Consider the following 24,372-nt stretch of genomic DNA (forward strand, 5'->3'; position numbering starts at 1 on the left):
GCCTCAGCCCTTCCAGGCCCGGGACACCCGGCCGTCCTTCACCTCGAAGTTGAGGCGGCCCACGCGGTACTCCATGGTGATGACCGTGCCCGGTGCCAGTGACCGCACCGTCGACCAGCCCCGCTCGCGAGCCCGCCGCTCGGCCGCGTCGGAATCGAGGCCCACGTAGGTGTCCGGACTGTCCTGGGGCTCGGCCGGGGGTGTCGGAATCGGTGCCATGCCGCCACGCTATGCCCTGCTCATGGAGCGGGGAAGCCCGGGCCGGTAACACGGGTCACGGATGCGCCTACGGTCACACTTCTGTCACAGGATCATGATGCGCGTTTTGTTGGAACTCGCTCACACGGACGGACGGTTTTGTACGCCTTCCGGAGGCCTGTGAGGTGAATTGCCGCGTGTCGCGGTGCGTCGTCGAATAGGGGGACGGGAAAGGCGTTCCACGCGTCCCGTCGGCGCCGCGCATTTCGCAGCCGAACACCCCCGAACGGCCTTGCGGGCGACCGTGCGAACGGGCTCGTGGGTCGCTTACACGGATCGGACATCGGACATTCGCCTCCCCTCACCCGCTCACGGGTTCCCGCCACCCGCCCCGGGCCGCCGGGCCGGCTCCAGGGCGCGGGTGAGCCGGTCGCGCGCCGTCCGGATCGCCTCCGTCAGTTCGGCCGGCTCCAGCACCTCGAAGTCGAAGCCGGTCAACATCACGTGCACCACCATGATGTCCAGGCTCCCCGCGCCGGTACGCAGGAGGCAGCTGTCCGGGCCCTCCGCCTCCAGCACCCCCGCGGAGGGCGAGATCCGCTCCGCCGCCTCCTCCAGGGGCACCAGCAGCCGGACGGCCGCGTGCGTGGCGTACGCGCGCGTGGAGACCCCCTCGGAGACGTAGGCGGCCAGGTCCTCGGCGGGCGGCTCGCGGGGGACGAAGCGGGGCCCGTGCGGCGGCATGGGCGTGACGCGGTCCACCCGGAAGGTGCGCCAGTCCGCCCGGTCCAGGTCGAAGGCGACCAGGTACCAGCGGCGCTCGGAGCACACCAGCCGGTGCGGCTCGACGGTGCGGCGACTCTCGGTGCCGTCGTGACCCCGGTACGCGAAGCGCAGCCGCTCGCCGTCCCGGCAGAGGTGGGCGAGCTCGGTCAGGACGGCGGGGTCGACGGCGGAGGGCTGCGGGCCGCGCAGCATCGGCACGGTGAAGGCGTTGAGGGCGCCCACCCGGCGGCGCAGCCGGTTCGGCAGCACCTGTTCCAGCTTGGCGAGGGCGCGCACGGAGGTCTCGCCGATGCCCTCGATGCCCTGGCCGGCGGCCGTGCGCAGCCCCACGGCGACGGCGACGGCCTCGTCGTCGTCCAGCAGCAGCGGCGGCAGTTCGGCGCCCGCGCCCAGCTGGTATCCGCCGCCGGTGCCGGGGCTGGCGTTGACCGGGTAGCCCAGTTCGCGCAGCCGGTCCACGTCCCGGCGTACGGTGCGCGGGGAGACACGGAGCCGGTCGGCCAAGTCGGTGCCGGACCACTCGCGGTGGGCCTGGAGGAGGGAGAGCAGACGCAGCAGTCGTGCCGAGGTCTCGAGCATGGCGCCGAGTCTGCCAGCGGTCGCGGACAGGTTCTGTCCGCGGTGGCCGCGGTGGTCAGGGTTCCAGCGGGGTGACGGCGAGGGACAGGTCGTTGTCCCGGGTGTAGAACGGCCCGGCCTCCATGGGGCCGTGCGGGGTCCGTAGCCGCGCGGGTGGACCGAGGAAGACGGGGTGCTTGTCGGCGACGTCGTCCAGCAGCCGCGCGAGGCGCACGAGGGGGCCGGAGTCCCCCGCGGGCCGCAGCCACAGGTCCCAGACGCCCGGTGCCAGGGCGTCGTAGGGCACGGTGAAGCCGAACTCCGTCCGCTCCGCCACGACGTCCAGCCGGTGTACACCGCCCCCGTCGGCACCGTCGCCCCCGTCGAAGCCCTGCCGGGCCCGCAGCTCGGCGTGGGCTCCGGGCACGAGCTGGGTGCCGTACACCCGCCCGCGCACGGTCAGGCCGCCGTCCGCCGAACCGAGGTCCACCGTCTCCGCGTGCGGGGCGCGCAGCCAGCTGCGGACGGTGAGGTTGCCCTGCCGGGTGGCGTACGGGATGCGGACCGCGACGTGGCCGAGCAGCCCGCTGGGGGTGCGCTCGGCGAGGGAACGCAGGTCGGTGACGCCGGGCACCAGGCGTCGCGGCTCTGAGTCGGACACCTGGGCGTAGGCGTCCCAGCGGCCCTCCGGCAGGGACACGCTGCTGGGCAGCGCGGCACGCAGCCGGCCCTTCGCCGCCGGGGCCAGCGGCAGGCTGACCGTCTCGTCGACGGCAGCGGCGTCGGCGCCGTCGCGGCGGCGCAGGACGAGCAGGGCCGCCCCGGTGTTTCCGCGCGCGGCGACGTCGAAGGTCAGACCGCCCGCGGAGTCGCCGATGCAGTCGGCGCGCAGCGGGGCGGCCGGTGGGGCCGGCGGCGTCATGCGGTGCGGTTCCTCCCTGGCTCTTCCCGTCGTCCGGTTAGACCCGGAACCCCGCCTTCTGGTTGTCCGTGTCCGATTGCGATGTGGTCACGGACGGTCCGACCGCCCGGACGGCGACCCTTTCCGGCCACCCGGTTAATTCACCGATTTCCTGATTTGTCGACTCCCGGGCGGAGCGGCCTCCACCTGCCTCACCGGCTCAACCCCGGTACTCCGCACAGCACTTGTGCATCCGACGGCGATCACGGCCGACAGACGTCCGCACAGGCCGCGTGCTTCGATTCCGTTGGCCATGGGGCGTGACTCCCGCGACAGATCACCCGTTGTCTTTGCATGAGCCGGGGACCCGCCCGGACCACGGCCCGGGAGCCACCCGGTCCGGTCACGTACCGCATCCCGAGGGAGCCACCCGTGCCGCGCATGCTCGACGTCAGCGACGACGTACGCGCCGAGATCGGCGACGAAGAAGCCGACCGCCTGCTCGCCGGGGAGTCCGCCCCGGGCAGCTACGACTGCACGTCCTGCCGCACCCCGGGCGACTGTGAGCAGGAGCGCACCAGCACCGTCCTCTTCATCGGGGACGAGACCGCCGTGCTCGCCTTCGCCCACGCCGGCTGCCTGCCCTCGCAGGTCGTCAAGGTCACCGAGGAGCAGCTCCAGGGGGCCGTGCGGTCCATCAGCGCCGACCAGGACCACCAGGAGCCCGCGCCGGCCGCCCCCGAGCAGGCCGCTCCCGAGCAGGCCGTGCTGGGTGTGACCAGCGGACTGATCCTGATCGCCGGGGAGCTGCACCCGGCCCTCGTGGTGGAGCCGACCGCTCCCATCGCGCGGCCCGGCACGGCCGGGGCCGGCGACGACTTCCTGCCGCTGCTGATCGAGCAGGGCTTCATGCCGGTCACCGAGCTGCTGTCCGCGCCGGCCGTGCTGCACGGCTGGTCGGTCCTGCTCGCGATGGGCCAGCTGCACGCGGTGCTCCAGCCCGGGACGAACGGCGGCCGGCCGGTCGCCTGGTGGCAGGCCCACCAGCCGCTCCAGGTCACCGAGGGCTGGCGCACGGCGGCCAACAAGCACCAGCAGGTGCTGATGTTCGCGGCGCCGGTCGGGTCGATCGGACGGCAGCCCCGCGAGGACCTGCTGCGGGACGCGCTGGACAAGGCGGCGGCGAACGGGCACCTGGTGGCGGCGGCGCTGCCGCTGGCGGGGACCTGAGCCCGTTCACGCGGGTGCCGGACGGCCGCCACCTGGGCCGCATCCCTTCCAGCGCGGGGTCGTTTGGACATACGTGTACGCATACGACGCCTTCCACCGCCACGGCGGCCCCTCGGCCACGCCGATCTACGACGCGCTCTACGCCGAGTACGTCCGGTCCTTCCGATCGCTTCCGGGCGATCGCAGCGGTGAGGAGGAGCTGGGGTTCACGGCCTTCAGGAGCATCCCGCGCAGCAGAGGCGCCTACAGCGCCTACAGCGCGGGGGCCCAGAGCGCCCGCGTCGGCCAGCAGTCGGTGTGGCAGCGCGTGGGCGGCACGCATCACGTCCCGGCCGCGCTGCCGCCGGCTCCGCGGGCGGGGACCTGACCGCCACCCGAGCGACGAGAGAGGGCGACCCCGGCCGGGGTCGCCCTCTCTCGCTGTCCGTGCCGCCCGGCCGTTGCCGGTGGGCTACTTCTTCTTCCCACCGCGCTTCTCGCGCACCCGCACGGAGATGTGGATCGGCGTGCCCTCGAAGCTGAACTCCTCGCGCAGCCGGCGCTCGATGAAGCGCCGGTAGCCCGCCTCGATGAAGCCGGAGGCGAAGAGCACGAACCGCGGGGGCTTGGTGCCCGCCTGCGTCCCGAAGAGGATGCGCGGCTGCTTGCCACCCCGCACCGGATGCGGGTGGGCGGCGACCAGCTCACCGAGGAAGGCGTTGAGCCGGCCCGTCGGAACCCGGGTCTCCCATCCGGCCAGGGCGGTCTCGATCGCGGGCACCAGCTTCTCCATGTGACGGCCGGTCTGCGCCGAGACGTTGACCCGCGGCGCCCACGCCACCTGGCCGAGCTCGGTCTCGATCTCCCGCTCCAGGTAGTAGCGGCGCTCCTCGTCGAGGGTGTCCCACTTGTTGAAGGCGACGACGATCGCGCGCCCCGCCTCGACGGCCATGGTGACGATCCGCTGGTCCTGCACCGAGATCGACTCGGAGGCGTCGATGAGGATCACGGCCACCTCCGCCTTCTCGACGGCGGCGGCGGTGCGCAGCGAGGCGTAGTAGTCGGCACCCTGCTGGAGGTGGACGCGCTTGCGGATGCCCGCCGTGTCGACGAACTTCCAGGTCACGCCGCCCAGCTCGATCAGCTCGTCGACCGGGTCGCGGGTGGTGCCGGCCAGCTCGTTGACGACGACGCGCTCCTCGCCCGCCACCTTGTTCAGCAGCGAGGACTTGCCGACGTTGGGGCGGCCGATCAGGGCGATGCGGCGCGGGCCGCCGATGGCGGTGCCGAAGGTCTGGGCCGGGGCCTCGGGCAGGGCCTCGAGGACCTTGTCCAGCATGTCGCCGGTGCCGCGGCCGTGCAGCGCGGAGACCGGCTGGGGCTCACCCAGCCCCAGCGACCACAGGTAGGAGGCGTCGGCCTCGCCGCTCGGGCCGTCGACCTTGTTGGCGCACAGCACGACGGGCTTGCCGGCCTTGCGCAGCAGCCGTACGACCGCCTCGTCGGTGTCGGTGGCGCCGACCTTGGCGTCCACGACGAAGACGACCGCGTCGGCGGCCTCGATCGCGTACTCGGCCTGGGCGGCCACAGAGGCGTCGATTCCGAGGACGTCCTGCTCCCAGCCGCCGGTGTCGACGACCTTGAAGCGGCGTCCGGCCCATTCGGCCTCGTAGGTGACGCGGTCGCGGGTGACGCCCGGCTTGTCCTCGACGACTGCCTCGCGGCGGCCGATGATCCGGTTCACCAGGGTCGACTTGCCGACATTGGGGCGGCCGACGACGGCGAGGACCGGCAGCGGGCCGTGCCCGGCCTCCTCGATCGCGCCCTCGACCTCGTCGACGTCGAAGCCCTCTTCGGCGGCCAGCTCCATGAACTGCGCGTACTCGGCGTCGCCGAGCGCCCCGTGGTCGTGCTCCCCGCCCGAGCCCTCGGAGTGGATGTGGTCGTTCATGAAGTCCGTACCTCGTTCATCGTGGTGATCGGTGGCGCACCCGGTACCGGGTGATCCACTACTCAAGTGTCACTCGGCGCCCGGTGAGGCGCCTGGCGTTTTCCAGGTGCGCGGTGAGCTGCTTCTGGATGCGTTCGGTGGCCTCGTCCAGCGCCTTGCGGGTGCGCCGTCCGCTGCCGTCGCCCGCGTCGAAGGGGTCGCCGAAGACGACGTCCACGCGGGAGCGCAGCGGGGGCAGCGCCTTTATCAACCGTCCGGGACGGTCCGTGCTTCCCAGCACCGCGACCGGGACGATCGGCGCGCCGCTGCGCACCGCGAAGTAGGCGAGCCCGGCGCGCAGTGAGGCGAAGTCGCCCTCGCCCCGGGTGCCCTCCGGGAAGATGCCGAGGACGCCGCCGTCGGCCAGCACGCCCAGCGCCTGCCCTATGGCCGCGCGGTCGGCGGAGTGGCGGTCCACCTTCAACTGGCCGATGCCGGTCAGGAAGCGTCCGAGCGGGCCGATGAACGCCTCCTTCTTGATCAGGAAGTGCGTCGGCCGGGGCGCCACGCCCATGACCATCGGGCCGTCGATGTTGTGCGCGTGGTTGACGGCGTAGATCACCGGGCCGGTGGCGGGCACCCGCCAGGCGCCGAGCACACGCGGCTTCCACAGCCCGTACATCAGGCCGACGCCGATACGTCGCCCGACCTCGGCGCCCTTCTCGGAGGGGACGGGCGAAACGGAGGGTTCGCTCACTTGCCCGCCCGCTTCTCCTCGACGAGGGTGACGACGCACTCGATGACCTGCGGGAGGGTGAGGGCGGTGGTGTCCACCTCGACCGCGTCGCCGGCCTTGGCCAGCGGCGAGGTCTTGCGGGTGGAGTCGGCCGCGTCCCGCTTGATCAGGGCCTCGCGGGTGGCGTTGACGTCGGCGCCCTTCAGCTCGCCGCTGCGGCGGGCGGCGCGGGCCTCCGGCGAGGCGGTGAGGAAGATCTTCAGGTCGGCGTCCGGCAGCACGGTGGTGCCGATGTCGCGGCCCTCGACGACGATGCCGAGCGGCGCGGCGGCGGCGATGGAGCGCTGCAGCTCGGTGATCCGGGCGCGGATCTCGGGTACGGCGCTGACCGCGCTGACCTTGGAGGTGACCTCCTGGGTGCGGATCGGGCCGGCCACGTCCACGCCGTCGACCGTGATGGCCGGGCCCGCCGGGTCGGTGCCGGAGACGATCTCGGGCTTGCCGGCCGCGGCGGCGACGGCGTGCGGGTCGTCGGTGTCGATGCCGTTGCTGACCATCCACCACGTGATCGCCCGGTACTGGGCCCCGGTGTCCAGGTAGCTCAGGCCGAGCTGTGCGGCCACGGCCTTCGACGTGCTCGACTTGCCCGTGCCGGAGGGGCCGTCGATGGCGACAATCACGGCGGGGACGGTCGGGGCGGCGCCGTTTTCCACGAGGGGACACCTTCCTGGTGCGGTGCGGTGGGTGGTGTGCGGGACGCGAGCGCGTCCCGCACAAGGTTACCGGGCCCGCGGGGCCCCTCTTACAGCCCTACGACGCTCCCGCAGCGCTGCGGCGCCGTCGATCACTGCCGGATCGCCCAGCCCCGTTCCTTGAGGGCCGCGGTGAGGACGGCGGCGGCCTTCGGCTCCACCATCAGCTGCACCAGACCCGCCTGCTGCCCGGTCGCGTGCTCGATGCGTACGTCCTCGATGTTGACCCCGGCCCGTCCCGCGTCCGCGAAGATGCGGGCCAGCTGGCCGGGCTGGTCGTCGATGAGGACGGCCACCGTCTCGTAGGTCCGCGGCGCCGATCCGTGCTTGCCGGGGACGCGGACCTGCCCGGCGTTGCCGCGCCGCAGCACCTCGGCGATGCCGGTGCCGCCCTCGCGGCGCTTGTCCTCGTCGGCGGACTGCAGGGCGCGCAGGGCCCGTACCGTCTCCTCCAGATCGGCGGAGACGTCGGTGAGCAGGTCGGCGACCGGCCCCGGGTTGGCGGAGAGGATGTCGATCCACATCCGGGGGTCGGAGGCGGCGATCCGGGTCACGTCGCGGATGCCCTGCCCGCACAGCCGTACGGCCGCCTCCTCGGCGTGCTCCAGGCGGGCGGCGACCATGCTGGAGACAAGGTGGGGCATGTGGGAGACGAGGGCCACGGCGCGGTCGTGGGCGTCGGCGTCCATCACGACCGGCACCGCGCGGCAGTGCGAGACCAGCTCCAGGGCGAGGTTCAGCACCTCGGTGTCGGTGTCCCGGGTCGGGGTGAGCACCCACGGGCGGCCCTCGAAGAGGTCGGCGGTGGCGGCCAGCGGGCCGGACTTCTCGCGGCCGGACATGGGGTGCGTGCCGATGTAGGACGACAGGTCGAGCCCGCGCGTCTCCAGTTCGCGCCGCGGGCCGCCCTTGACGCTGGCCACGTCGATGTACCCGCGGGCGACGCCGCGTCCCATGGCGTCGGCGAGCACGTCGGCCACCAGGGCGGGCGGGGCCGCGACGATCGCCAGGTCGACGGGGGCGTCCGGCGCCTGCTCGGTGCCCGCGCCCAGCGCGGCGGCCGTACGGGCCTGCTCGGGGTCGTGGTCGGCGAGGTGGACGGTGACGCCCCGGTCGGTGAGGGCGAGGGCGGCGGAGGTGCCGATGAGGCCGGTGCCGATGACGAGTGCGGTTCTCACTGGGCGATGTCCTTGCGCAGGGCCGCGGCGGCGCCGAGGTAGACGTGGGCGATCTCGGCGCGGGGCCGGTCGGACTCGATGTGGGCGAGGACCCGCACGACGCGGGGCATGGCGCCCTCGATGTCCAGTTCCTGGGCGCAGATCAGCGGCACGTCGGTGATGCCGAGCCCGCGGGCCGCGGCGGCCGGGAAGTCGCTGTGCAGGTCGGGGGTGGCGGTGAACCACAGGCTGATCAGGTCGTCGACCGTCAGGGCGTTGCGCTCCATGACGGCGGTCAGCAGGGCCGCGACCTGCTCGTCCATGTGCCCGGCCTCGTCCCGCTCCAGTTGGACGGCGCCCCGGACCGCTCGTACCGCCACGGCGATGCTCCTTGCTGACGTGCGTATCGGTTCTTGGTCCGTCCAGCCTAGTCAGCCCGCCGCCTGCCGGCCCGGGGCGCCCGTCTCCTGAGACGCTGACCGCGGCCGAACCCCCCTCCCCCGGAGCCGCGAGATGACGCACACCCCGACCCGCCGTACGGTCCTCCTCTGCACGGGCTCGGCGGCACTCGCCGCGGGCTGCGGCGACGGGGGCGGCGGAGGCAGCGACGGCGGCTCCTCGGCCGCCTCGCCGGGGCGGGAGCTGGCGCCGACGAGCGACATCCCGGTCGGCGGCGGAAAGATCTTCCCGGACGAGAAGATCGTGGTGACCCAGCCGGAGCAGGGCGAGTTCAAGGCCTTCTCGGCGGTCTGCACGCACCAGAACTGCCTCGTGTCGGCGGTGCGGGACGGCACCATCGACTGCGCCTGCCACGGCAGCAGGTTCAGCGTCACCGACGGTGCGGTGGAGCAGGGACCGGCGACGAGGCCGCTGCCCGAGGAGCGGATCGCGGTGGAGGGAAATTCGATCCGGTCGGCGTGAGCCGCCCGCGTACGCTCCGGGCATGGAACCCGAGACCCTGGTACGCGACCACACGATCTACGCCTGTGTCATGGGTTCGCGCGCCTTCGGTCTGGCGACGGAGGGCAGCGACACCGACCGCCGGGGTGTCTTCCTCGCCCCGACCCCGCTGTTCTGGCGCTTCGAGAAGCCGCCGACGCACGTGGAGGGCCCGGCCGAGGAGCAGTTCGGCTGGGAGCTGGAGCGCTTCTGCGAGCTGGCCCTGCGCGCCAACCCGAACATCCTGGAGTGCCTGCACTCCCCGCTGGTGGAGTACGCCGACGACACGGGCCGCGAACTGCTCGCCCTGCGCGAGGCGTTCCTCTCCCGCCGGGCCCACGAGACGTTCACCCGCTACGCGCACGCCCAGCGCCGCAAGCTGGACGCCGACGTGCGCGCCCACGGCGCCCCGCGCTGGAAGCACGCGATGCACCTGCTGCGGCTGCTGACCTCCGCCCGCGACCTGCTGCGCACGGGCACGCTGACCATCGACGTCGGCGACCGGCGGGAGCCGCTGCTCGCCGTCAAGCGCGGCGGGGTGCCCTGGCCCGAGGTGGAGGCGCGGATGACGCGGCTGGCCGAGGAGGGCGAGGCGGCCGCCCGGCGCAGCCCGCTGCCCGAGGAGCCGGACCGGCGCCGCGTCGAGGACTTCCTCGTCCGCACCCGCCGCGCCTCAGCGCTCCAGCCGGACCCGTACGACGAAGTCGTGCAGGGCGTCGTGAGCGGTCGGGGCGTCGGGGAGCGCTGACGCGGCCTGCGCCTGGTCCAGCACGCTGTGCAGCTTCTCCACGTCGGCCCGCACGCGCGCGTGCTCGACGCCGGCGTCCCCGGCGTCCCCGTGCTCGCGCTCGGCCTTGGCCGCGATCAGCTCGGGCAGGTAGGCCGGTGCGGCGTCGGTCTCCCCGACGAGCGTGGGCAGATGCGGCTGGACCTCGCCGGACCGCATCAGGTGGATGCCGGTGAGCAGGACCCGGAAGGTGTACAGGAGCGGCTTCAGCTCGCCGGTCTTCTCGAACAGGCGCCACTGGGTCTGGGCGAATCCCCGGTAGTGGTGCGCGTGGTGGCCGGTGAGGACGCCCGGCGCGAGCGCGGCCAGTTCCCGGTGCGCCTCGGTGGTGTGCACGACCAGCGGGGAGAGCAGCTGCTCGAGCACGTAGCCGTTGCGCCGGAGCATCAGCCGTACGAACTTGCGCAGGTCGTGGGTGACCAGGTCCATCTCGACGCCGTCCCGGTCCCACATCCGCGACCTGGTCTCCTCCGGTTCGCGCAGCCCGACCAGGTCGGCGGCGGGCAGCAGGTGCACGCCGCGCAGGTCGACGTCCGAGTCGCGGGAGGGGAAGCCGTAGAGGTGGGCGCCGGAGACGGTGGCGAACAGCACCGGGAAGGGCTGTTCGGCCACCACCGGCGCCAGGTCGATGTCCAGGGCGTCGATCATGCGCTCAAGCGTCCCAGAGCGCTCCGAGGGCCAGCAGGTCGCCCCGGTACTCGATGCGGTCGGCCCACTCGCCCGGCCAGGCGTCGGCGCCCAGGTAGGCGCCGGCGAAGGCGCCCGCGAGGCAGGCGATGGAGTCGGAGTCGCCGGAGGTGCAGGCGGCCCGGCGAAGCGCGGTCAGCGGCTCGTCGACGAAGAGCAGGAAGCAGAGCAGGCCGGCCGCCATGGCCTCCTCGGCGATCCAGCCCTGGCCGACGGCCAGGCAGGGGTCGGTCTCGGGCGAGACGGTGCGCACCGCCTCCTGGAGCCGGTCGAGTACCGCCAGGCACTCGTCCCAGCCGCGCGCGACGAAGTGTTCGGGGGTCGGGTCCTGGGCGCGGCTCCACAGGTCGCCCAGCCAGCGCTCGTGGTAGCGGGTGCGGTTGTCGTAGGCGTACGAGCGCAGCAGCCCGACCAGTCCGGTCGGCTCGGCCCCCTCGGCGAGCAGCCGCACGGCGTGCGCGGTGAGGTCGGAGGCGGCGAGGGCGGTGGGGTGCCCGTGGGTGAGCGCGGACTGCAACTGGGCGGCGCCCGCCCGCTGTTCGTCACTGAGGCCGGGGGCGAGTCCGACGGGCGCGACGCGCATGTTGGCGCCGCAGCCCTTGGAGCCGACCTGGCTGGCGTCCTGCCAGGGGCGGTCCGGGGTCTTGAGGAGGTTGCAGGCCTTGAGACAGGTGTTGCCGGGCGCGCGGTTGTTCTCGGGCGACTGGTACCAGTCGACGAACTCCTCGCGCACCGGACGTTCCATCCGCTTGGGACCGAGCAGGCCCCGGTCCATGGCCGTCCGCAGCCCCTTGCCCAGGGCCAGCGTCATCTGCGTGTCGTCGGTGACGAAGGCCGGGTCCGGCAGCGCCATCTCGCGCCAGGGGCCGCACTTGGCGAGGATCGAGGGGACGTCGTTGAACTCGGTGGGAAAGCCCAGCGCGTCGCCGAGGGCGAGGCCGGTGAGCGCTCCGGTGGCGGCGCGTTTGGCGACGGTGGTCGAGGTCATGCGGGGCGTCCTTCCCGAGGGGTGCGCAGCAGGGGCGGGTGCAGGGAGCCGGCCGGGCCGGGCCGGTACAGCGCGGCAGGCTTGCCGCGGCCCCCGGTCAGTCGGGCGGCGCCGGGGACGGCCTCGACGAAGCCCGGGGTGGCGAGGACCTTGCGCCGGAAGTTGGGCCGGTCCAGGGCCGTGCCCCACACCGTCTCGTAGACCTGCTGGAGCTCGCCGAGCGTGAACTCGGCCGGGCAGAAGGCGGTGGCCAGACAGGTGTACTCGAGCTTGGCGCCGACGCGTTCCCGGGCATCGGCCAGGATCCGGTCGTGGTCGAAGGCGAGGCCCTGGGCCTTGTCGTACGGCACCCAGCGGGCCTCGGCGGCGTCGGTCCCGGCGTGCGGCTCGGGAGGGTGGGGCAGCAGGGCGGCGAAGGCGACGGAGACGACCCGCATCCGGGGGTCGCGGCCGGGTTCGCTGTAGGTCCGCAGCTGCTCCAGGTGCAGTCCGGTCACGTCCGCGAGGCCGGTCTCCTCCGCGAGCTCGCGCCGGGCGGCCGTCTCGGCCGACTCGTCCGGCAGCAGGAAGCCACCGGGCAGCGCCCAGCGGCCGGCGTAGGGCTCCTGGCCCCGCTCGACGAGCAGCACGTGCAGGGCGCCCGCGCGCAGCGTGAGGACGGCGAGGTCGACGGTGACGGCGAAGGGTTCGAAGGCGTGCTTGTCGTAGCCGTGCACGGCCGGCCACCCCCTTAATAGTCACAACGACTATAAAAGGAGGTGGCCGGTCGGTACAAGCCCTCTACGACACCGGCGGCCTAGAGCTCGACCTCCTGCATCAGCATCCCGACCTCCGTGTTGGACAGCCGGCGCAGCCAGCCCGACTTCTGGTCGCCCAGGGTGATCGGGCCGAAGGCGGTGCGCACCAGCTTGTCGACGGGGAAGCCCGCCTCGGCGAGCATCCGGCGGACGATGTGCTTGCGGCCCTCGTGGAGGGTGACCTCGACCAGGTAGTTCTTGCCGGTCTGCTCGACGACCCGGAAGTGGTCCGCGCGCGCGTACCCGTCCTCCAGCTGGATGCCGTCCTTGAGGCGCTTGCCGAGGTCGCGCGGGATCGGGCCCACGATGTGCGCGAGGTAGGTCTTCTTCACGCCGTACCGGGGGTGGGTCAGGCGGTGCGCCAGCTCACCGTGGTTGGTGAGCAGGATCACGCCCTCGGTCTCGGTGTCGAGCCGGCCGACGTGGAAGAGCCGGGTCTCGCGGTTGGTGACGTAGTCACCGAGGCACTGCCGGCCGTCCGGGTCCTCCATGGTGGAGACGACACCGGCGGGCTTGTTGAGCGAGAAGAACTGGTACGACTGCGTCGCGACGGTCAGGCCGTCGACCTTGACCTCGTCCTTCTCCGGGTCGACCCGCCTGCCCTGCTCCAGGACGATCTCGCCGTTGATCTCGACGCGCGCCTGCTCGATCAGCTCCTCGCAGGAACGCCGGGAGCCGTAGCCCGCGCGCGCGAGGACCTTCTGCAGCCGCTCGCCCTCCTGCTCGGCGCCGGGGAAGGTCTTGGGGGGCTTGACGTCCTTCTTGCCCGCGTACCGCTCGCGGTTGCGCTCCTCGGCGCGCGCCTCGTACTCGCGGGACGTGGCCGGGACCGAGCGCCCGCGCTGCAGGGGCTTCTTCGGCCCGCCCTTGGCGCCGCCGCGGGCCGCCGGGCCGCGGCCCGACTTCGGGCCCTCGTGCGTGGCGCCGGGACCCACGTCGTAGCGCCGCTCCTCGGGGCGCGGGTTCTTCGGACGGCCGCCCTGCTTGTTGTCGCGGTTGCCACCGGCGCCGCGGGGGGTACCGCCGCTCCCGCCGCGGGGGTTACCGCCGCTCCCGCCGCGGGGGTTACCGCGGCCACCGCTGCTCCCGCCGCGGCCGCCGCTGTTGCCACCACGGCTCCCGCCGTTGTTTCCGCTGCTGTTCCTGCCGCTGCTGCTTCGCATCAAAGTTCCGTCTTGTCGTCTGCGTCCTCGGAATCCGGGGCGTCCGGATCGAACGACGGGACCCCTTCCAGTGTGTCGGCCTCGATCGCCGCCGCCTCCGGGAGGAAGGGCGCGAGCTCCGGGAGCTCGTCCAGACCGCGCAGGCCCATCCGCTCCAGGAAGTAGTTCGTCGTCACGTACAGGATCGCACCTGTTTCGGGTTCCGTGCCCGCCTCCTCGACCAGACCCCGTTGCAGGAGGGTGCGCATCACGCCGTCGCAGTTCACGCCGCGCACCGCGGAGACGCGGCCGCGGCTGACCGGCTGGCGGTAGGCGACCACGGCGAGGGTCTCCAGCGCGGCCTGGGTGAGTCGGGCGTGCTGGCCGTCCAGGACGAAGCCCTCGACGGCCGCGGCGTACTCGGGCCGGCTGTAGAAGCGCCAGCCGCCCGCGATCAGGCGCAGCTCGAAGCCGCGGCCCTGGACGGTGTACTCGTCGGCCAGCTCGCGCAGGGCGTCCGCGATCCGCCGGCGGGGACGCTGCAGTATCTTCGCGAGGTGTTCCTCGGTCGCGGGCTCGTCGACGACCATGAGGACGGCCTCGAGGGCGGGCTTGAGGTCGAGGTCGGCGACGCCGTCCGGTGCGCCCACGGCCTCCGTGGTCTCGTCACTCACGCCTTCCGCTCCTCCTCGGTCTCCTCGGCCGGCCGGTCGAACTCGTCCGTCACCACCGGCCCGGTGTCCTGGTCCCCGCCCGTCCAGCGCACCAGCAGGTCACCGAGCGCCGTCTCCTGGTCCAGCTCGACGGCCTTCTCCCGGTACAGCTCAAGCAGGGCCAGGAAGCGGGCCACGACGGTCAGCGTGTCCTCGGTGTCCTGGACCAGCACGCGGAAGCTTGCCTCGCCCAGCTCCTTCAGCCGGGCGACGACGATCCCGGCCTGCTCCTGCACGCTGACCAGGGGGGCGTGGATGTGCTCGACGTACACCTGCGGCTTGGGCTTGGGCTGCATCGCCTTCACGGCGAGCTTGGCGAAGCCTTCGGGGCCGATGCTGATGACGACCTCGGGCAGCAGGTCGGCATGGCGGGGTTCCAGGCCGACGGTACGGGGGTAGCGGCGGGCCTCGGCCTCGAGCCGCTCGTTGAAGATCTCCGCGATCTGCTTGTACGCGCGGTACTGGAGCAGCCGTGCGAAGAGCAGGTCGCGGGCCTCGAGCAGCGCCAGGTCGGCCTCGTCCTCGACCTCGGCGGCGGGCAGCAGCCGGGCCGCCTTCAGGTCGAGCAGGGTGGCGGCGACCACCAGGAACTCGGTCGTCTCGTCGAGGTCCCAGTCCGGCCCCAGCGCCCGGATGTGCGCCATGAACTCGTCGGTCACCTTGGACAGCGCGACCTCGGTGACGTCCATCTTGTGCTTGGAGATCAGCTGGAGGAGCAGGTCGAACGGCCCCTCGAAGTTGGCGAGCCGCACCTTGAAGACGCCGTCGCCGGCGTCGTCGGCCGCGCCTTCGGCGACGGCGCGCGCCGCCTCTGCGTCCTCCGGCCGATCCGCGGGACCGACTCCGGGCGGAGCCACCGCTGCCACGGCGGACATCCGAGGCCCGTCCTCCGGCGCCTCGGCGGGCGGCCGCGGCCCGGATTCCGGCGCGGCGGTGGGCGCCGCCCGGACGGCCTCCGGCGCCTCGGCGGGCGCCTGTGCCCCGGCTCCCGGCGACACGGCGGAATCCCCCGCCACTGTTCCGGGCGCGGCGGTGGCCACTGCCTCGGCGGCTTCCGAGGCCACGGCGGGCGAGGGCGGGGCGGTCTCCTGCCGAGGGCCCGTCGTGGCCTGCGACCCACCCCGCGCGCCGGTGTCCGGGCGGGCGCGCCCGGCCTCCGGTTCGGTTGCCGCACGGAAGGATTCCGAAGGGGGCATGTCAGTCCGTGGTGAGGTTTCCGGAGCCGGGGTCTCGGCCGGCTCGCCGGAGGGCTCCGCACGCGCGACCGCGGGCTCGGGGGACTCGGCGCCGGACGGCAGCCCCTCGGGCGCCTCGGGTGTCTCGGGGAACTCCGGCACCGGCGGAGCCGGCTGCTCCGCCGGTCCCCGCCCCAGCGCGCGCCGACGGCCGGCGCGGGCGCCGGGGCTGGGAGCGTCGTTCGAGGTCATGGCTCCCGCAGGCTACCGCTACCGCCCGCGCAGCCGTCGTACGAGGATGCTGGCGTCCCCGCGGGATTCGAGGTCGGCGAGGACCACGGCGACCGCCTCGCGGACGATGCGGCCCCGGTCCACGGCCAGGCCGTGCTCGCCCCGGAGCACCAGACGGGCGTGTTCCAGGTCCATCAGCTCCTCGGCGGAGACGTACACGGTGATCTTCTCGTCGTGGCGCTCCCGTCCGCTGGGACGGCGCGAGGGGGACCGTCCGCGCTTGCGGGGCCGGTCGGCGGCAGAACCTTCCTGCGCCGCCGTACCCGGCCCGGAGCCCCGCGTGGAGCGCTCGGCGCCCCGGCTGCGCGACTCGCCCGCCGAGCCCGGCTCCGCGTCCGCCGCGGCGTGTTCGGCGCCCTCGCCGTCACCGCCCTGCGCGGGCACCGACTGCGGTGCGTCCTCGGCGGCGGCCTGGTCACTCTCCCCCGCCGGCGCCGGCACCCGGGCTTCCCCGTTGGCCGAGCGCCGCGGGGAGGACGCCTGGAGCGCCATTCCCCCTGTCGTACGGAAGAGTTCGTCGGCCCCCGGCAGACTCACTCGGCGTGACACCGGGCGAGCACCTCCCTGGCGAGCTGGCGGTAGGCGGCGGCGCCGACGGAGTTGGAGGCGTACGTGGTGATCGGCTCACCGGCGACCGTGGTCTCCGGGAAGCGGACCGTGCGCCCGATGACCGTGTGGTAGACGTGGTCGTCGAACGCCTCGACGACACGTGCGAGCACCTCACGGCTGTGCACCGTGCGCGAGTCGTACATCGTGGCGAGGATGCCGTCGAGCTCCAGGTCCGGGTTGAGCCGCTCCTGGACCTTCTCGATCGTCTCGGTCAGCAGGGCCACACCGCGCAGCGCGAAGAACTCGCACTCCAGCGGCACGATCACCTTGTGCGCGGCCGTCAGCGCGTTGACCGTGAGCAGGCCGAGCGAGGGCTGGCAGTCGATCACGATGTAGTCGTAGTCGTCCATCAGCGGCTTCAGCGCCCGCTGGAGGGTCGACTCGCGCGCGACCTCGCTCACCAGCTGCACCTCGGCCGCCGACAGGTCGATGTTGCTGGGCAGCAGGTCCATGTTGGGGACCGCCGTCTTCAGCAGCACCTCGTCGGCCGCCATACCCCGCTCCATGAGCAGGTTGTAGACGGTGAGGTCGAGCTCCATCGGGTTGACGCCGAGTCCGACCGACAGCGCGCCCTGCGGGTCGAAGTCGACGAGCAGCACCCGGCGCCCGTACTCGGCGAGCGCGGCACCCAGGTTGATGGTCGACGTGGTCTTGCCCACGCCGCCCTTCTGGTTGCACATCGCGATGATCTTGGCGGGGCCGTGATCGGTCAGCGGTCCCGGAATCGGGAAGTACGGCAGCGGACGTCCGGTCGGGCCGACGCGCTCACGGCGCTGTCGGGCCGCGTCGGGCGCGAGCGTGGCGGCGTACTCGGGGTCCGGTTCGTACTCCGCGTCCGGGTCGTAGAAGTGCCCCTCGGGCAGTTCGTCGTAGTCGGCGAAGTGGTTGCGGGGCGCGCCACTTCCGTCGCCGGCCATGGCGTTCACGTGTTGGCCATCCATACTCATGTGTGCTGTCCGAGTCGCCTGCGGACTCTGGTGGGCGGCTGCGAAGGTGCGTACAGCTACGGAGCCGACAGCCTCGAGACGCCCGGGGCTGTGGGCCCGTGCAGGCATTCCTGGTTGACCACCCCCGGGAGTAAATGTCGACTCATTCACAAGTCGTCTTACCTCCTTGGTGACCAGGGAACTTCTAGACAGGTCAGCGTGGCACCATGCCGACGTTCGGCGACTCTATGGCGTGTCGGCCGTCCGCAGCAACACAATCCGCCGGACCCGGCCCGATGTGTCGGCAATGAAACATCCCTCTGTCAAGGGCGTACGGCCGTCGCACAGCAGGTTTCACCGGTGCGCGAATCGGTTGAAGCGTTACGTTCGAGGCGAGTTGACCGAGAATCGCAAAGTGACCATACACACACCCGGCCGGACCTTGTCGGGCAAGGTCCGGCCGGGTGTGCGGGGTTGACGACGACTGTTGACGTATCGCCTTTCCCGGGTGATGACTTAGCCGACTTACCGGCCGCCGAGACGCTCTGGCGGCAGGTCAGGCGAGCAGGGAGGCCAGCTCCGCGTGCTCGAGGCCGTGCGCCTCGGCGACCTCCCTGTAAACGACCTTGCCGTCATGGGTGTTGAGGCCCCTGGCCAGCGCGGGGTCGCGGCGCAGCGCCTCGGCCCAGCCGCGGTTCGCCAGTTCCACGATGTAGGGCAGCGTGGCGTTGGTCAGCGCGTAGGTGGAGGTGTTCGGCACCGCGCCGGGCATGTTGGCGACGCAGTAGAAGACCGAGTTGTGGACCGGGAAGGTCGGCTCGGCGTGGGTGGTCGGGTGGGAGTCCTCGAAGCAGCCGCCCTGGTCGATCGCGATGTCGACAAGGACACTCCCGGGCTTCATCCGGGACACCAGCTCGTTGGTGACCAGCTTCGGGGCCTTGGCGCCCGGGATCAGCACGGCGCCGATCACGAGGTCGGCCTCCAGGCAGGCCTTCTCCAGCTCGAAGGCGTTGGAGACGACGGTCTGGATCTTCGTACCGAAGACCTTGTCCGCTTCCTTGAGCTTGTTGATGTCCTTGTCGAGCAGGGTCACGTGGAAGCCCATGCCGATGGCGATCTGCGCCGCGTTCCAACCGGAGACGCCGCCGCCGATGACCACGGCACGGCCGGCCAGCACGCCGGGGACCCCGCCGGGCAGGACACCGCGGCCGCCGTTGGCGGCCATCAGGTGGTAGGCGCCGACCTGGGGGGAGAGGCGGCCCGCAACCTCGGACATCGGGGCCAGCAGCGGCAGCGCGCGGCTGGGCAGCTCGACCGTCTCGTAGGCGATCGCGGTGGTGCCGGACTCGATGAGCGCGTCCGTGCACTCCTTGGAGGCGGCCAGGTGCAGGTAGGTGAAGAGTGTCTGGTCCTTGCGCAGGCGGTGGTACTCCTGCGCGATCGGCTCCTTGACCTTGAGCACCAGGTCGGCGGTGGCCCAGACCTCGTCCGCGGTGCCGAGTATCCGCGCGCCGGCGGCGACGTACTCGGCGTCGGGGATCGAGGAGCCGACGCCGGCGTCGTGCTCGATGACGACCTGGTGACCGTGGCGCACCAGCTCGTGCACGCCGGCGGGGGTGATGGCCACCCGGAACTCGTTGTTCTTGACCTCGCGGGGGATGCCGACCTTCACGTGGATCACGGTCCTTGGCTCAGAGGATGGGCTATTACAAGGCATACCCGATCAAGCGCGGGCACACCGGGAGAGACCGCCGGAGAACGTGCGGCAGAGCCAGTTTAATGAAGGCGTTCTCTCTGTCCAGCCTTCCAAAGCATCAATCTTCAGTCACTGCGCTGCGGATTTCGCAGGCGTCGTCGGACTCTTCCCTCAGCATGCGCTCTGCGGCGCCGCGCTGCAGGCCGGCCGCGGTGGGGTCGCCGAGCCGGTCGAGCGTGTCGGCGAGCCGCAGGTGCAGCGCGGCCTGGAGGCGTACGTCCTCGGCCCGGCGGGCCCAGTCGACGGCCTCCTGACAGGTGCGCAGCGACTCCTCGGGGCGCCCTGCGTACTCCTGGACGCGGGCCAGCTCGGACAGGGCCCGGGCGTGCGCGGCCACGTCGTCGGCCTTGCGGTACCCGGCGAGGGCGGCGCGCCAGGACCGCACCGCCTCGCCGTAGCGGCCGGCGTAGGTGTGGGTGGTGGCGATGCGGCCGTAGATCCGGGCGGCGTCGGCCCGCTCGTCCCGGGCGAGCCGCTGGGCGAGCGCCCGGCCGAACCAGTCGGCGGCCCGGTCGTAGTCCCCGAGCTCCAGGTGGGCGCCGCCCACGGATTCCATGGCGCGGCCGGTCGCGTACGGGTCGTTCGCCTCGCGTCCGGCGTCCAGCGCGGCCCGGTAGCGCACCAGGGCCTCGGCGGTGCGGCCGGTGCGGGCGTCGAGGTCGGCCAGGTTCAGCAGGGCCGCCGCCTTCTCCCGGGGCAGCTCGCGGCGCTCGGCCACGTCGAGGACGAGGCGGTGGATGCCGTACAGGTCGGGGGCCGCCGCACGGGTGCCGACGTGGGCCACCATGGCCCGCACCAGCTGGGACATCAGCCTGCGGGCGAGGGTGTCCAGTTCGCCGTCGGCGACCGCGAGGCGGGCCGAGGCCAGCAGGGCGGGGCGCCGGGCGCGCAGCCAGTCGGCGGCGGCCCTCGGATGCGGGAAGCGCAGGTCGCGCGGCGTGGCGAGGAGCTTCTCGCGGGCCTGCGGACTGTCGGTCTCGGTGACCGCCCGGCAGGACTGGAGCAGCCGTACCGTCCGCTCCAGCATGCGGGCGCGGGCCAGCTGGAGCTCGGCGGGCCGGTCGTGTCTCAGGGCGAGGGCCCGCAGCTGGGCGTGCAGGCATCCGGGGACCTCGTACTCGGGCAGCGGCGAGTCGACGGCGCGCACCAGGCCGAGGGCGACGAAGTCGTCCAGGGTGCTGCGGGCGCCGTTCACCGAGCAGCCGGCGAGCGCGGAGGCGGTGTGCGGGTCGACCAGGCCGGCCGGGGCGAGGGAGAGCAGTCGCAGTATCCGGGCGGCGGGGCTGGGCAGGGAGGCGTAGACGAGGCGGAAGACCCTGCTGAGCGCGGTCCCCTCGTCGCCCTCCGCGTGCACCTGCTTGGCGAGGTCGGCGACGGCCGCCTGGGGACGGGCGGCGAGCCAGCCGCCGGCGAGGGTCAGCGCGGCGGCCTGTGCCTGGCATACCTCGACCAGCTGTTCGGCGGCCCGGGGGTCGACGGTGATGCGGACCGAGCCGGTGTACCGGGACAGCAGCTCCACGGCCGACTTGGTGTCGAGGCCCCCCAGCGTGCAGGGGCGGACGTCCGCGATGCCGGTCAGCGGGCCCTCGGCCACGACCACGGCCAGGCAGTCCGGGGTGTCCGGCAGCAGGGCGTCGACCTGTTCGGCGTCGGCGGCGGCGTCGAGCAGGAGCAGGACCCTGCGGTCGGCGAGGACGGTGCGCAGGGCCTCGGTGAGGTCGTCCTCGCCGGCCCCGGGCGGGGCGGGGTGGTCCAGTTCGCCGAGCAGTTCCCGGGCGAGGCGGTCGACGGTCACGCGGGTGCCGTCCGGTTCGCTCAGCCGGGCCCGCAGCACACCGTCGGGGTACTTGTCCGCGACCTGGGCCGCCAGCTCCTCGGCGAGCGCGGTGCGTCCCGAGCCGGGGCGGCCCGCGATGAGCAGCACGCGCGCGCGGGGGGCCTTGCGGCCGGAGAGGGTGTCCAGGCCCGCACGCTCGATGTCGGCGCGCAGTTCCTTCAACTCCCGGGTGCGGCCCAGGAACCCAGTTTCCTCAGCAGGGTCCTCCGACAGCCGTACGCCGTCCGTGTCCACCGCCTGATCCGTCACGGGCCACACTCCCGATCCCACCGCACGCCGGCACCCGCCGGAACCCCGGTTCGGGCGTTTCCAGAGCCTAGTTCACGCTCTGCTACGTTCCCGGCGGAGCGCGGCGGGCACATCCCTCGATCGGATCAACCGATGGTCACACCGGCGACCCCGAAGCCGACACCCTGCGACGGTGCCACCATCCCCGCCCGGCCCGACCACGCCACCACTCGCGCGGCACCCGCGCCCCCGGCCGCCCCTGAACCCCAGCCGTCCCGCGCCGCAACTGGGCGCCCTCGTGACCGAGGCCTCGGCGGGCAGTACGGCCACTCCGGCGCCGTGCGCCGTCACCGGAGCCGCCATGCCGAGGGCACCACCGCCCGACCGCCCACCCGCAACGCGAAACAGGCGCCCTCGACCCCCAGCCCTCCGGCGCCGTACGCCGTCACGGGAACCGACCGGCCGAGGGCGGCAGCCACAGGCCGGCCGCGCAACCGGAAGCGCGAAGCGCGGCGACCGGCCGTCAGGCCTCGAACGGGCGGGCCGGCCAGGGCGCCTCGGCGGGGCGGAGCGCGTCGAGTCCGTCGCCCCGCTCCGCCGCGACCAGCGAGAGCACGCCCACGACCAGGCAGTTGTTGTGCAGCTCCCCCGCGAGCACGCCCCGGACCAGGTCCGCGACGGGCACCCGCTCCAGCTCCATGTCGGCCTCTTCGTCCTCGACCTCGAAGCGCTCGCCCTCGGCCTCGGACAGGTCCCGGGCGAGGAAGATCCGTACGGCCTCGTCGCAGCCGCCCGGCGTGGTGTAGACGTCGGTCAGCACCCGCCAGTCCTCGGCCTTGACGTGCGCCTCCTCGTACAGCTCGCGCTGGGCGGCGTGCAGCGGGTTCTCCCCGGGGACGTCGAGCAGGCCGGCCGGGATCTCCCACAGCTTCTCGCGCACGGGGTGCCGGTACTGGCGGAGGACCAGCACCCGGCCCTCGCCGTCCAGGGCGAGGACGGCCACGGAGCCGGGGTGGACCTGGTAGTCGCGGGTCACCACGGAGCCGTCGGGCATGACGACGTCGTCGGTGCGGACGGAGGTCTTGTTGCCCCGGAAGGGGGTCCGGGTGCTCCGGACCTCCCACTCCTCGGGGGTGTCCTTGATCGTGCTGCCCGTCATCCCTGACCCGTCCTTCCAGACGTACGAAAGCCGGGGCCCGCGCCGTTGAGTGCGCGCGCCCCGGCCACCGTACAACTGGTGTGTTACTTCGATGTCTTCCGCTCGACCGCGGCCTTGACCAGCCCGGCGAAGAGCGGGTGCGGGCGGGTCGGGCGCGAGCGCAGCTCCGGGTGCGCCTGCGTGGCGACCAGGTACGGGTGGACGTCGCGCGGGTACTCGACGTACTCGACGAGCTTGCCGTCCGGGGAGGTGCCCGAGAAGACGAGGCCGGCGTTCTTCTCCAGCTCCGCGCGGTAGGCGTTGTTCACCTCGTAGCGGTGACGGTGCCGCTCCTCGACGTACTCCTTGTCGTCGTAGACCTCGCGCACGATGGAGCCCTCGGCCAGCTTCGCCGGGTACATGCCGAGCCGCATGGTGCCGCCCATGTCGCCGTCGCCGGCCACGATGTCCAGCTGCTCGGCCATGGTGGAGATGACCGGGTGACCGGTGGCCGGGTCGAACTCGGTGGAGTTGGCGTCCGAGATGCCGGCCAGGTTGCGCGCGGCCTCGACCACGATGCACTGCAGGCCCAGGCACAGGCCGAGCAGCGGGATCCGGTTCTCGCGGGCGTACTTGATCGCGCCGACCTTGCCGAGCACACCGCGGTCGCCGAAGCCGCCCGGGATGCAGATCGCGTCGACGTCGCCGAGCTGCGCCGCCGCACCCGCCGGGGTCTTGCAGTCGTCGGACGTGACCCACTTGATCTTCACGCGGGCCTTGTTGGCGAAGCCGCCCGCGCGCAGCGCCTCGGTGACCGAGAGGTAGGCGTCGGGCAGGTCGATGTACTTGCCGACCAGGGCCATCGTGATCTCGTGGTCGGGCTTGTGGACGCGGTCGAGCAGGTCGTCCCAGGTCGTCCAGTCCACGTCGCGGAACGGCAGGTCCAGCTTGCGGACGACGTAGGCGTCCAGGCCCTCGGTGTGGATGACCTTGGGGATGTCGTAGATCGAGCGGGCGTCGGGGCAGGCCACCACCGCGGCCTCGTCGACGTCGCACATCAGGGAGATCTTGCGCTTGATCGCGGTCGGCACCTCGCGGTCGCAGCGCAGCACGATCGCGTCCGGCTGGATACCGATGTTGCGCAGCGCCGCGACCGAGTGCTGGGTCGGCTTCGTCTTGAGCTCGCCCGAGGGGCCGATGTACGGCAGGAGCGAGATGTGGACGACGAACACGTTGTCGCGGCCGACCTCGTGCCTGACCTGGCGGACGGTCTCCAGGAACGGCAGCGACTCGATGTCGCCGACGGTACCGCCGACCTCGGTGATCACGACGTCGACCTCGTCCGTCGCCATGCGGCGGATGCGGTGCTTGATCTCGTTGGTGATGTGCGGGATGACCTGCACCGTGTCGCCCAGGTACTCGCCGCGCCGCTCCTTGGCGATCACCGTGGAGTACACCTGGCCGGTGGTGACGTTGGCGGAGCCGTCCAAGTCGCGGTCGAGGAAGCGCTCGTAGTGTCCGATGTCCAGGTCGGTTTCCGCACCGTCGTTGGTGACGAACACCTCACCGTGCTGGAAGGGGTTCATCGTGCCAGGGTCGACATTGAGGTACGGGTCGAGCTTCTGCATCACGACGCGCAGACCCCGCGCCTTGAGCAGCATGCCGAGGCTGGAGGCGGTCAGCCCCTTGCCGAGCGAGGAGGCGACACCCCCGGTGACGAAGATGTGCTTGGTCGTCGAAGCTGTGCTGTTTCGGAAAGCAGCGGGCGGCATGGCCAAGAGGGGGCTCCCGTGGTCGCGGTCTGGGGTGCGGTGCGCTCGTCGTCCGACCCGGTCGTCCCGGAGGTCGTCGGCGGCGCCGTCGCTGCGGTTCCGGGGTTTTTCTCCCACCGGTCCACGGGCTACCAGCGTATCAGCGCCTCGGGGCGATGGCTTCCGGCCACCCTCCGCACACGCCCGGACACGCAGACGGGAGCGTCACCGTTTCCTCACCCGGTGGTCACCCGTTCGGCGGACCCGGGTTGCCCGGAGCGGCACACAGATCATCTACGTGCGTCGTATCCTGCTCGGACGTTCGCTGCCGAGCCCGCCCGGCGACATGGCACCACCCCTCGCCCGTCAGCCCCGGAACAA

Annotated in this window: 24 protein-coding genes; 4 read left to right on the plus strand and 20 right to left on the minus strand. The window is 72.7% G+C overall.

Features of this window, described 5'->3' with window-relative positions; genetic code table 11:
• Positions 1-3: 3 nt before the first annotated feature.
• From ACGH7X_RS08785 to ACGH7X_RS08795, 3 genes are all read right to left on the minus strand, one after another.
• The gene (locus ACGH7X_RS08785; RefSeq protein WP_217170865.1) at positions 4-219 is read right to left on the minus strand and encodes an I78 family peptidase inhibitor; all 216 of its coding nucleotides are present in this window, start codon (positions 217-219) and stop codon (positions 4-6) included.
• A gap of 348 nt (positions 220-567) precedes the next feature.
• Positions 568-1,563, minus strand: coding sequence for a helix-turn-helix transcriptional regulator (locus tag ACGH7X_RS08790; RefSeq protein WP_399883299.1), 996 nt, complete (start codon positions 1,561-1,563; stop codon positions 568-570).
• Positions 1,564-1,618: 55 nt separating this feature from the next.
• Positions 1,619-2,464 (minus strand): hypothetical protein, encoded by an 846-nt coding sequence (locus tag ACGH7X_RS08795; protein WP_399883301.1) that lies wholly within the window; start codon positions 2,462-2,464, stop codon positions 1,619-1,621.
• A gap of 411 nt (positions 2,465-2,875) precedes the next feature.
• Here ACGH7X_RS08795 and ACGH7X_RS08800 point away from each other — a divergent pair, with 411 nt between their 5' ends.
• Together ACGH7X_RS08800 and ACGH7X_RS08805 are read left to right on the plus strand one after the other, a co-directional pair.
• Complete coding sequence (locus tag ACGH7X_RS08800; RefSeq protein ID WP_399883303.1) at positions 2,876-3,673, plus strand: hypothetical protein; 798 nt, start codon at positions 2,876-2,878, stop codon at positions 3,671-3,673.
• 73 nt (positions 3,674-3,746) lie between these two features.
• Positions 3,747-4,040 carry a hypothetical protein gene (locus ACGH7X_RS08805; protein WP_399883305.1) on the plus strand — a complete coding sequence of 98 codons (294 nt, stop codon included), beginning with the start codon at positions 3,747-3,749 and terminating at the stop codon, positions 4,038-4,040.
• 84 nt (positions 4,041-4,124) lie between these two features.
• Here the strand turns inward: ACGH7X_RS08805 and der are convergent, their stop codons facing one another.
• From der to aroH, 5 genes are all read right to left on the minus strand, one after another.
• Complete coding sequence (gene der / locus ACGH7X_RS08810) at positions 4,125-5,603, minus strand: ribosome biogenesis GTPase Der (RefSeq protein WP_399883307.1); 1,479 nt, start codon at positions 5,601-5,603, stop codon at positions 4,125-4,127.
• Between the two features lie 58 nt (positions 5,604-5,661).
• Positions 5,662-6,264, minus strand: coding sequence for a lysophospholipid acyltransferase family protein (locus ACGH7X_RS08815; protein ID WP_399896861.1), 603 nt, complete (start codon positions 6,262-6,264; stop codon positions 5,662-5,664).
• A gap of 71 nt (positions 6,265-6,335) precedes the next feature.
• The gene (cmk, locus tag ACGH7X_RS08820) at positions 6,336-7,031 is read right to left on the minus strand and encodes a (d)CMP kinase (protein WP_399883309.1); all 696 of its coding nucleotides are present in this window, start codon (positions 7,029-7,031) and stop codon (positions 6,336-6,338) included.
• 131 nt (positions 7,032-7,162) lie between these two features.
• On the minus strand, positions 7,163-8,248 hold the full coding sequence (locus ACGH7X_RS08825; RefSeq protein WP_399883311.1) for a prephenate dehydrogenase: 1,086 nt from the start codon (positions 8,246-8,248) through the stop codon (positions 7,163-7,165).
• Positions 8,245-8,607 carry a chorismate mutase gene (aroH, locus tag ACGH7X_RS08830; RefSeq protein ID WP_399883312.1) on the minus strand — a complete coding sequence of 121 codons (363 nt, stop codon included), beginning with the start codon at positions 8,605-8,607 and terminating at the stop codon, positions 8,245-8,247. Before aroH ends, ACGH7X_RS08825 begins: the two co-directional genes overlap by 4 nt.
• A gap of 133 nt (positions 8,608-8,740) precedes the next feature.
• On the opposite strand from aroH, the gene ACGH7X_RS08835 reads away from it, so the two are divergent.
• Positions 8,741-9,148, plus strand: coding sequence for a Rieske (2Fe-2S) protein (locus ACGH7X_RS08835; protein WP_399883314.1), 408 nt, complete (start codon positions 8,741-8,743; stop codon positions 9,146-9,148).
• A 22-nt stretch (positions 9,149-9,170) separates the two neighbouring features.
• A complete protein-coding gene (locus ACGH7X_RS08840) occupies positions 9,171-9,914 on the plus strand; it encodes a DNA polymerase beta superfamily protein (protein WP_399883316.1) in 744 nt (247 codons plus the stop codon).
• Here ACGH7X_RS08840 and ACGH7X_RS08845 read toward each other — a convergent pair.
• From ACGH7X_RS08845 to ACGH7X_RS08900, 12 genes are all read right to left on the minus strand, one after another.
• The gene (locus tag ACGH7X_RS08845) at positions 9,840-10,601 is read right to left on the minus strand and encodes a DNA polymerase beta superfamily protein (protein ID WP_399883318.1); all 762 of its coding nucleotides are present in this window, start codon (positions 10,599-10,601) and stop codon (positions 9,840-9,842) included. The genes ACGH7X_RS08840 and ACGH7X_RS08845 overlap by 75 nt on opposite strands.
• A gap of 4 nt (positions 10,602-10,605) precedes the next feature.
• Positions 10,606-11,628: an ADP-ribosylglycohydrolase family protein gene (locus ACGH7X_RS08850; RefSeq protein ID WP_399883320.1), complete on the minus strand. Its 1,023-nt coding sequence runs from the start codon at positions 11,626-11,628 to the stop codon at positions 10,606-10,608.
• Positions 11,625-12,344 carry an NUDIX hydrolase gene (locus ACGH7X_RS08855; protein ID WP_399883322.1) on the minus strand — a complete coding sequence of 240 codons (720 nt, stop codon included), beginning with the start codon at positions 12,342-12,344 and terminating at the stop codon, positions 11,625-11,627. Before ACGH7X_RS08855 ends, ACGH7X_RS08850 begins: the two co-directional genes overlap by 4 nt.
• Before the next feature lie 80 nt (positions 12,345-12,424).
• A complete protein-coding gene (locus tag ACGH7X_RS08860; RefSeq protein WP_399883324.1) occupies positions 12,425-13,588 on the minus strand; it encodes a pseudouridine synthase in 1,164 nt (387 codons plus the stop codon).
• Entirely contained in the window at positions 13,588-14,241 is a 654-nt protein-coding gene (scpB, locus tag ACGH7X_RS08865; protein ID WP_399883326.1) for an SMC-Scp complex subunit ScpB, read from the minus strand. The genes ACGH7X_RS08860 and scpB overlap by 1 nt, the downstream gene beginning before the upstream one ends.
• Positions 14,238-15,344, minus strand: coding sequence for a segregation and condensation protein A (locus ACGH7X_RS08870; protein WP_399896864.1), 1,107 nt, complete (start codon positions 15,342-15,344; stop codon positions 14,238-14,240). The genes scpB and ACGH7X_RS08870 overlap by 4 nt, the downstream gene beginning before the upstream one ends.
• Before the next feature lie 381 nt (positions 15,345-15,725).
• Positions 15,726-16,295 (minus strand): hypothetical protein, encoded by a 570-nt coding sequence (locus ACGH7X_RS08875; protein WP_399883328.1) that lies wholly within the window; start codon positions 16,293-16,295, stop codon positions 15,726-15,728.
• Positions 16,280-17,410: a ParA family protein gene (locus ACGH7X_RS08880; protein WP_399883330.1), complete on the minus strand. Its 1,131-nt coding sequence runs from the start codon at positions 17,408-17,410 to the stop codon at positions 16,280-16,282. The genes ACGH7X_RS08875 and ACGH7X_RS08880 overlap by 16 nt, the downstream gene beginning before the upstream one ends.
• Before the next feature lie 427 nt (positions 17,411-17,837).
• Positions 17,838-18,962, minus strand: coding sequence for an alanine dehydrogenase (gene ald, locus ACGH7X_RS08885; RefSeq protein ID WP_399883332.1), 1,125 nt, complete (start codon positions 18,960-18,962; stop codon positions 17,838-17,840).
• A 133-nt stretch (positions 18,963-19,095) separates the two neighbouring features.
• Positions 19,096-21,123: a tetratricopeptide repeat protein gene (locus tag ACGH7X_RS08890; RefSeq protein ID WP_399883334.1), complete on the minus strand. Its 2,028-nt coding sequence runs from the start codon at positions 21,121-21,123 to the stop codon at positions 19,096-19,098.
• Positions 21,124-21,625: 502 nt separating this feature from the next.
• Positions 21,626-22,261, minus strand: coding sequence for an NUDIX domain-containing protein (locus ACGH7X_RS08895; protein WP_399883336.1), 636 nt, complete (start codon positions 22,259-22,261; stop codon positions 21,626-21,628).
• Between the two features lie 83 nt (positions 22,262-22,344).
• Complete coding sequence (locus ACGH7X_RS08900) at positions 22,345-24,012, minus strand: CTP synthase (protein WP_399883338.1); 1,668 nt, start codon at positions 24,010-24,012, stop codon at positions 22,345-22,347.
• Positions 24,013-24,372 lie beyond the last annotated feature (360 nt).

Origin of the sequence: Streptomyces sp. BBFR51, assembly GCF_044591655.1 — a bacterium.
In the GTDB taxonomy this organism is placed as follows: domain Bacteria; phylum Actinomycetota; class Actinomycetes; order Streptomycetales; family Streptomycetaceae; genus Streptomyces.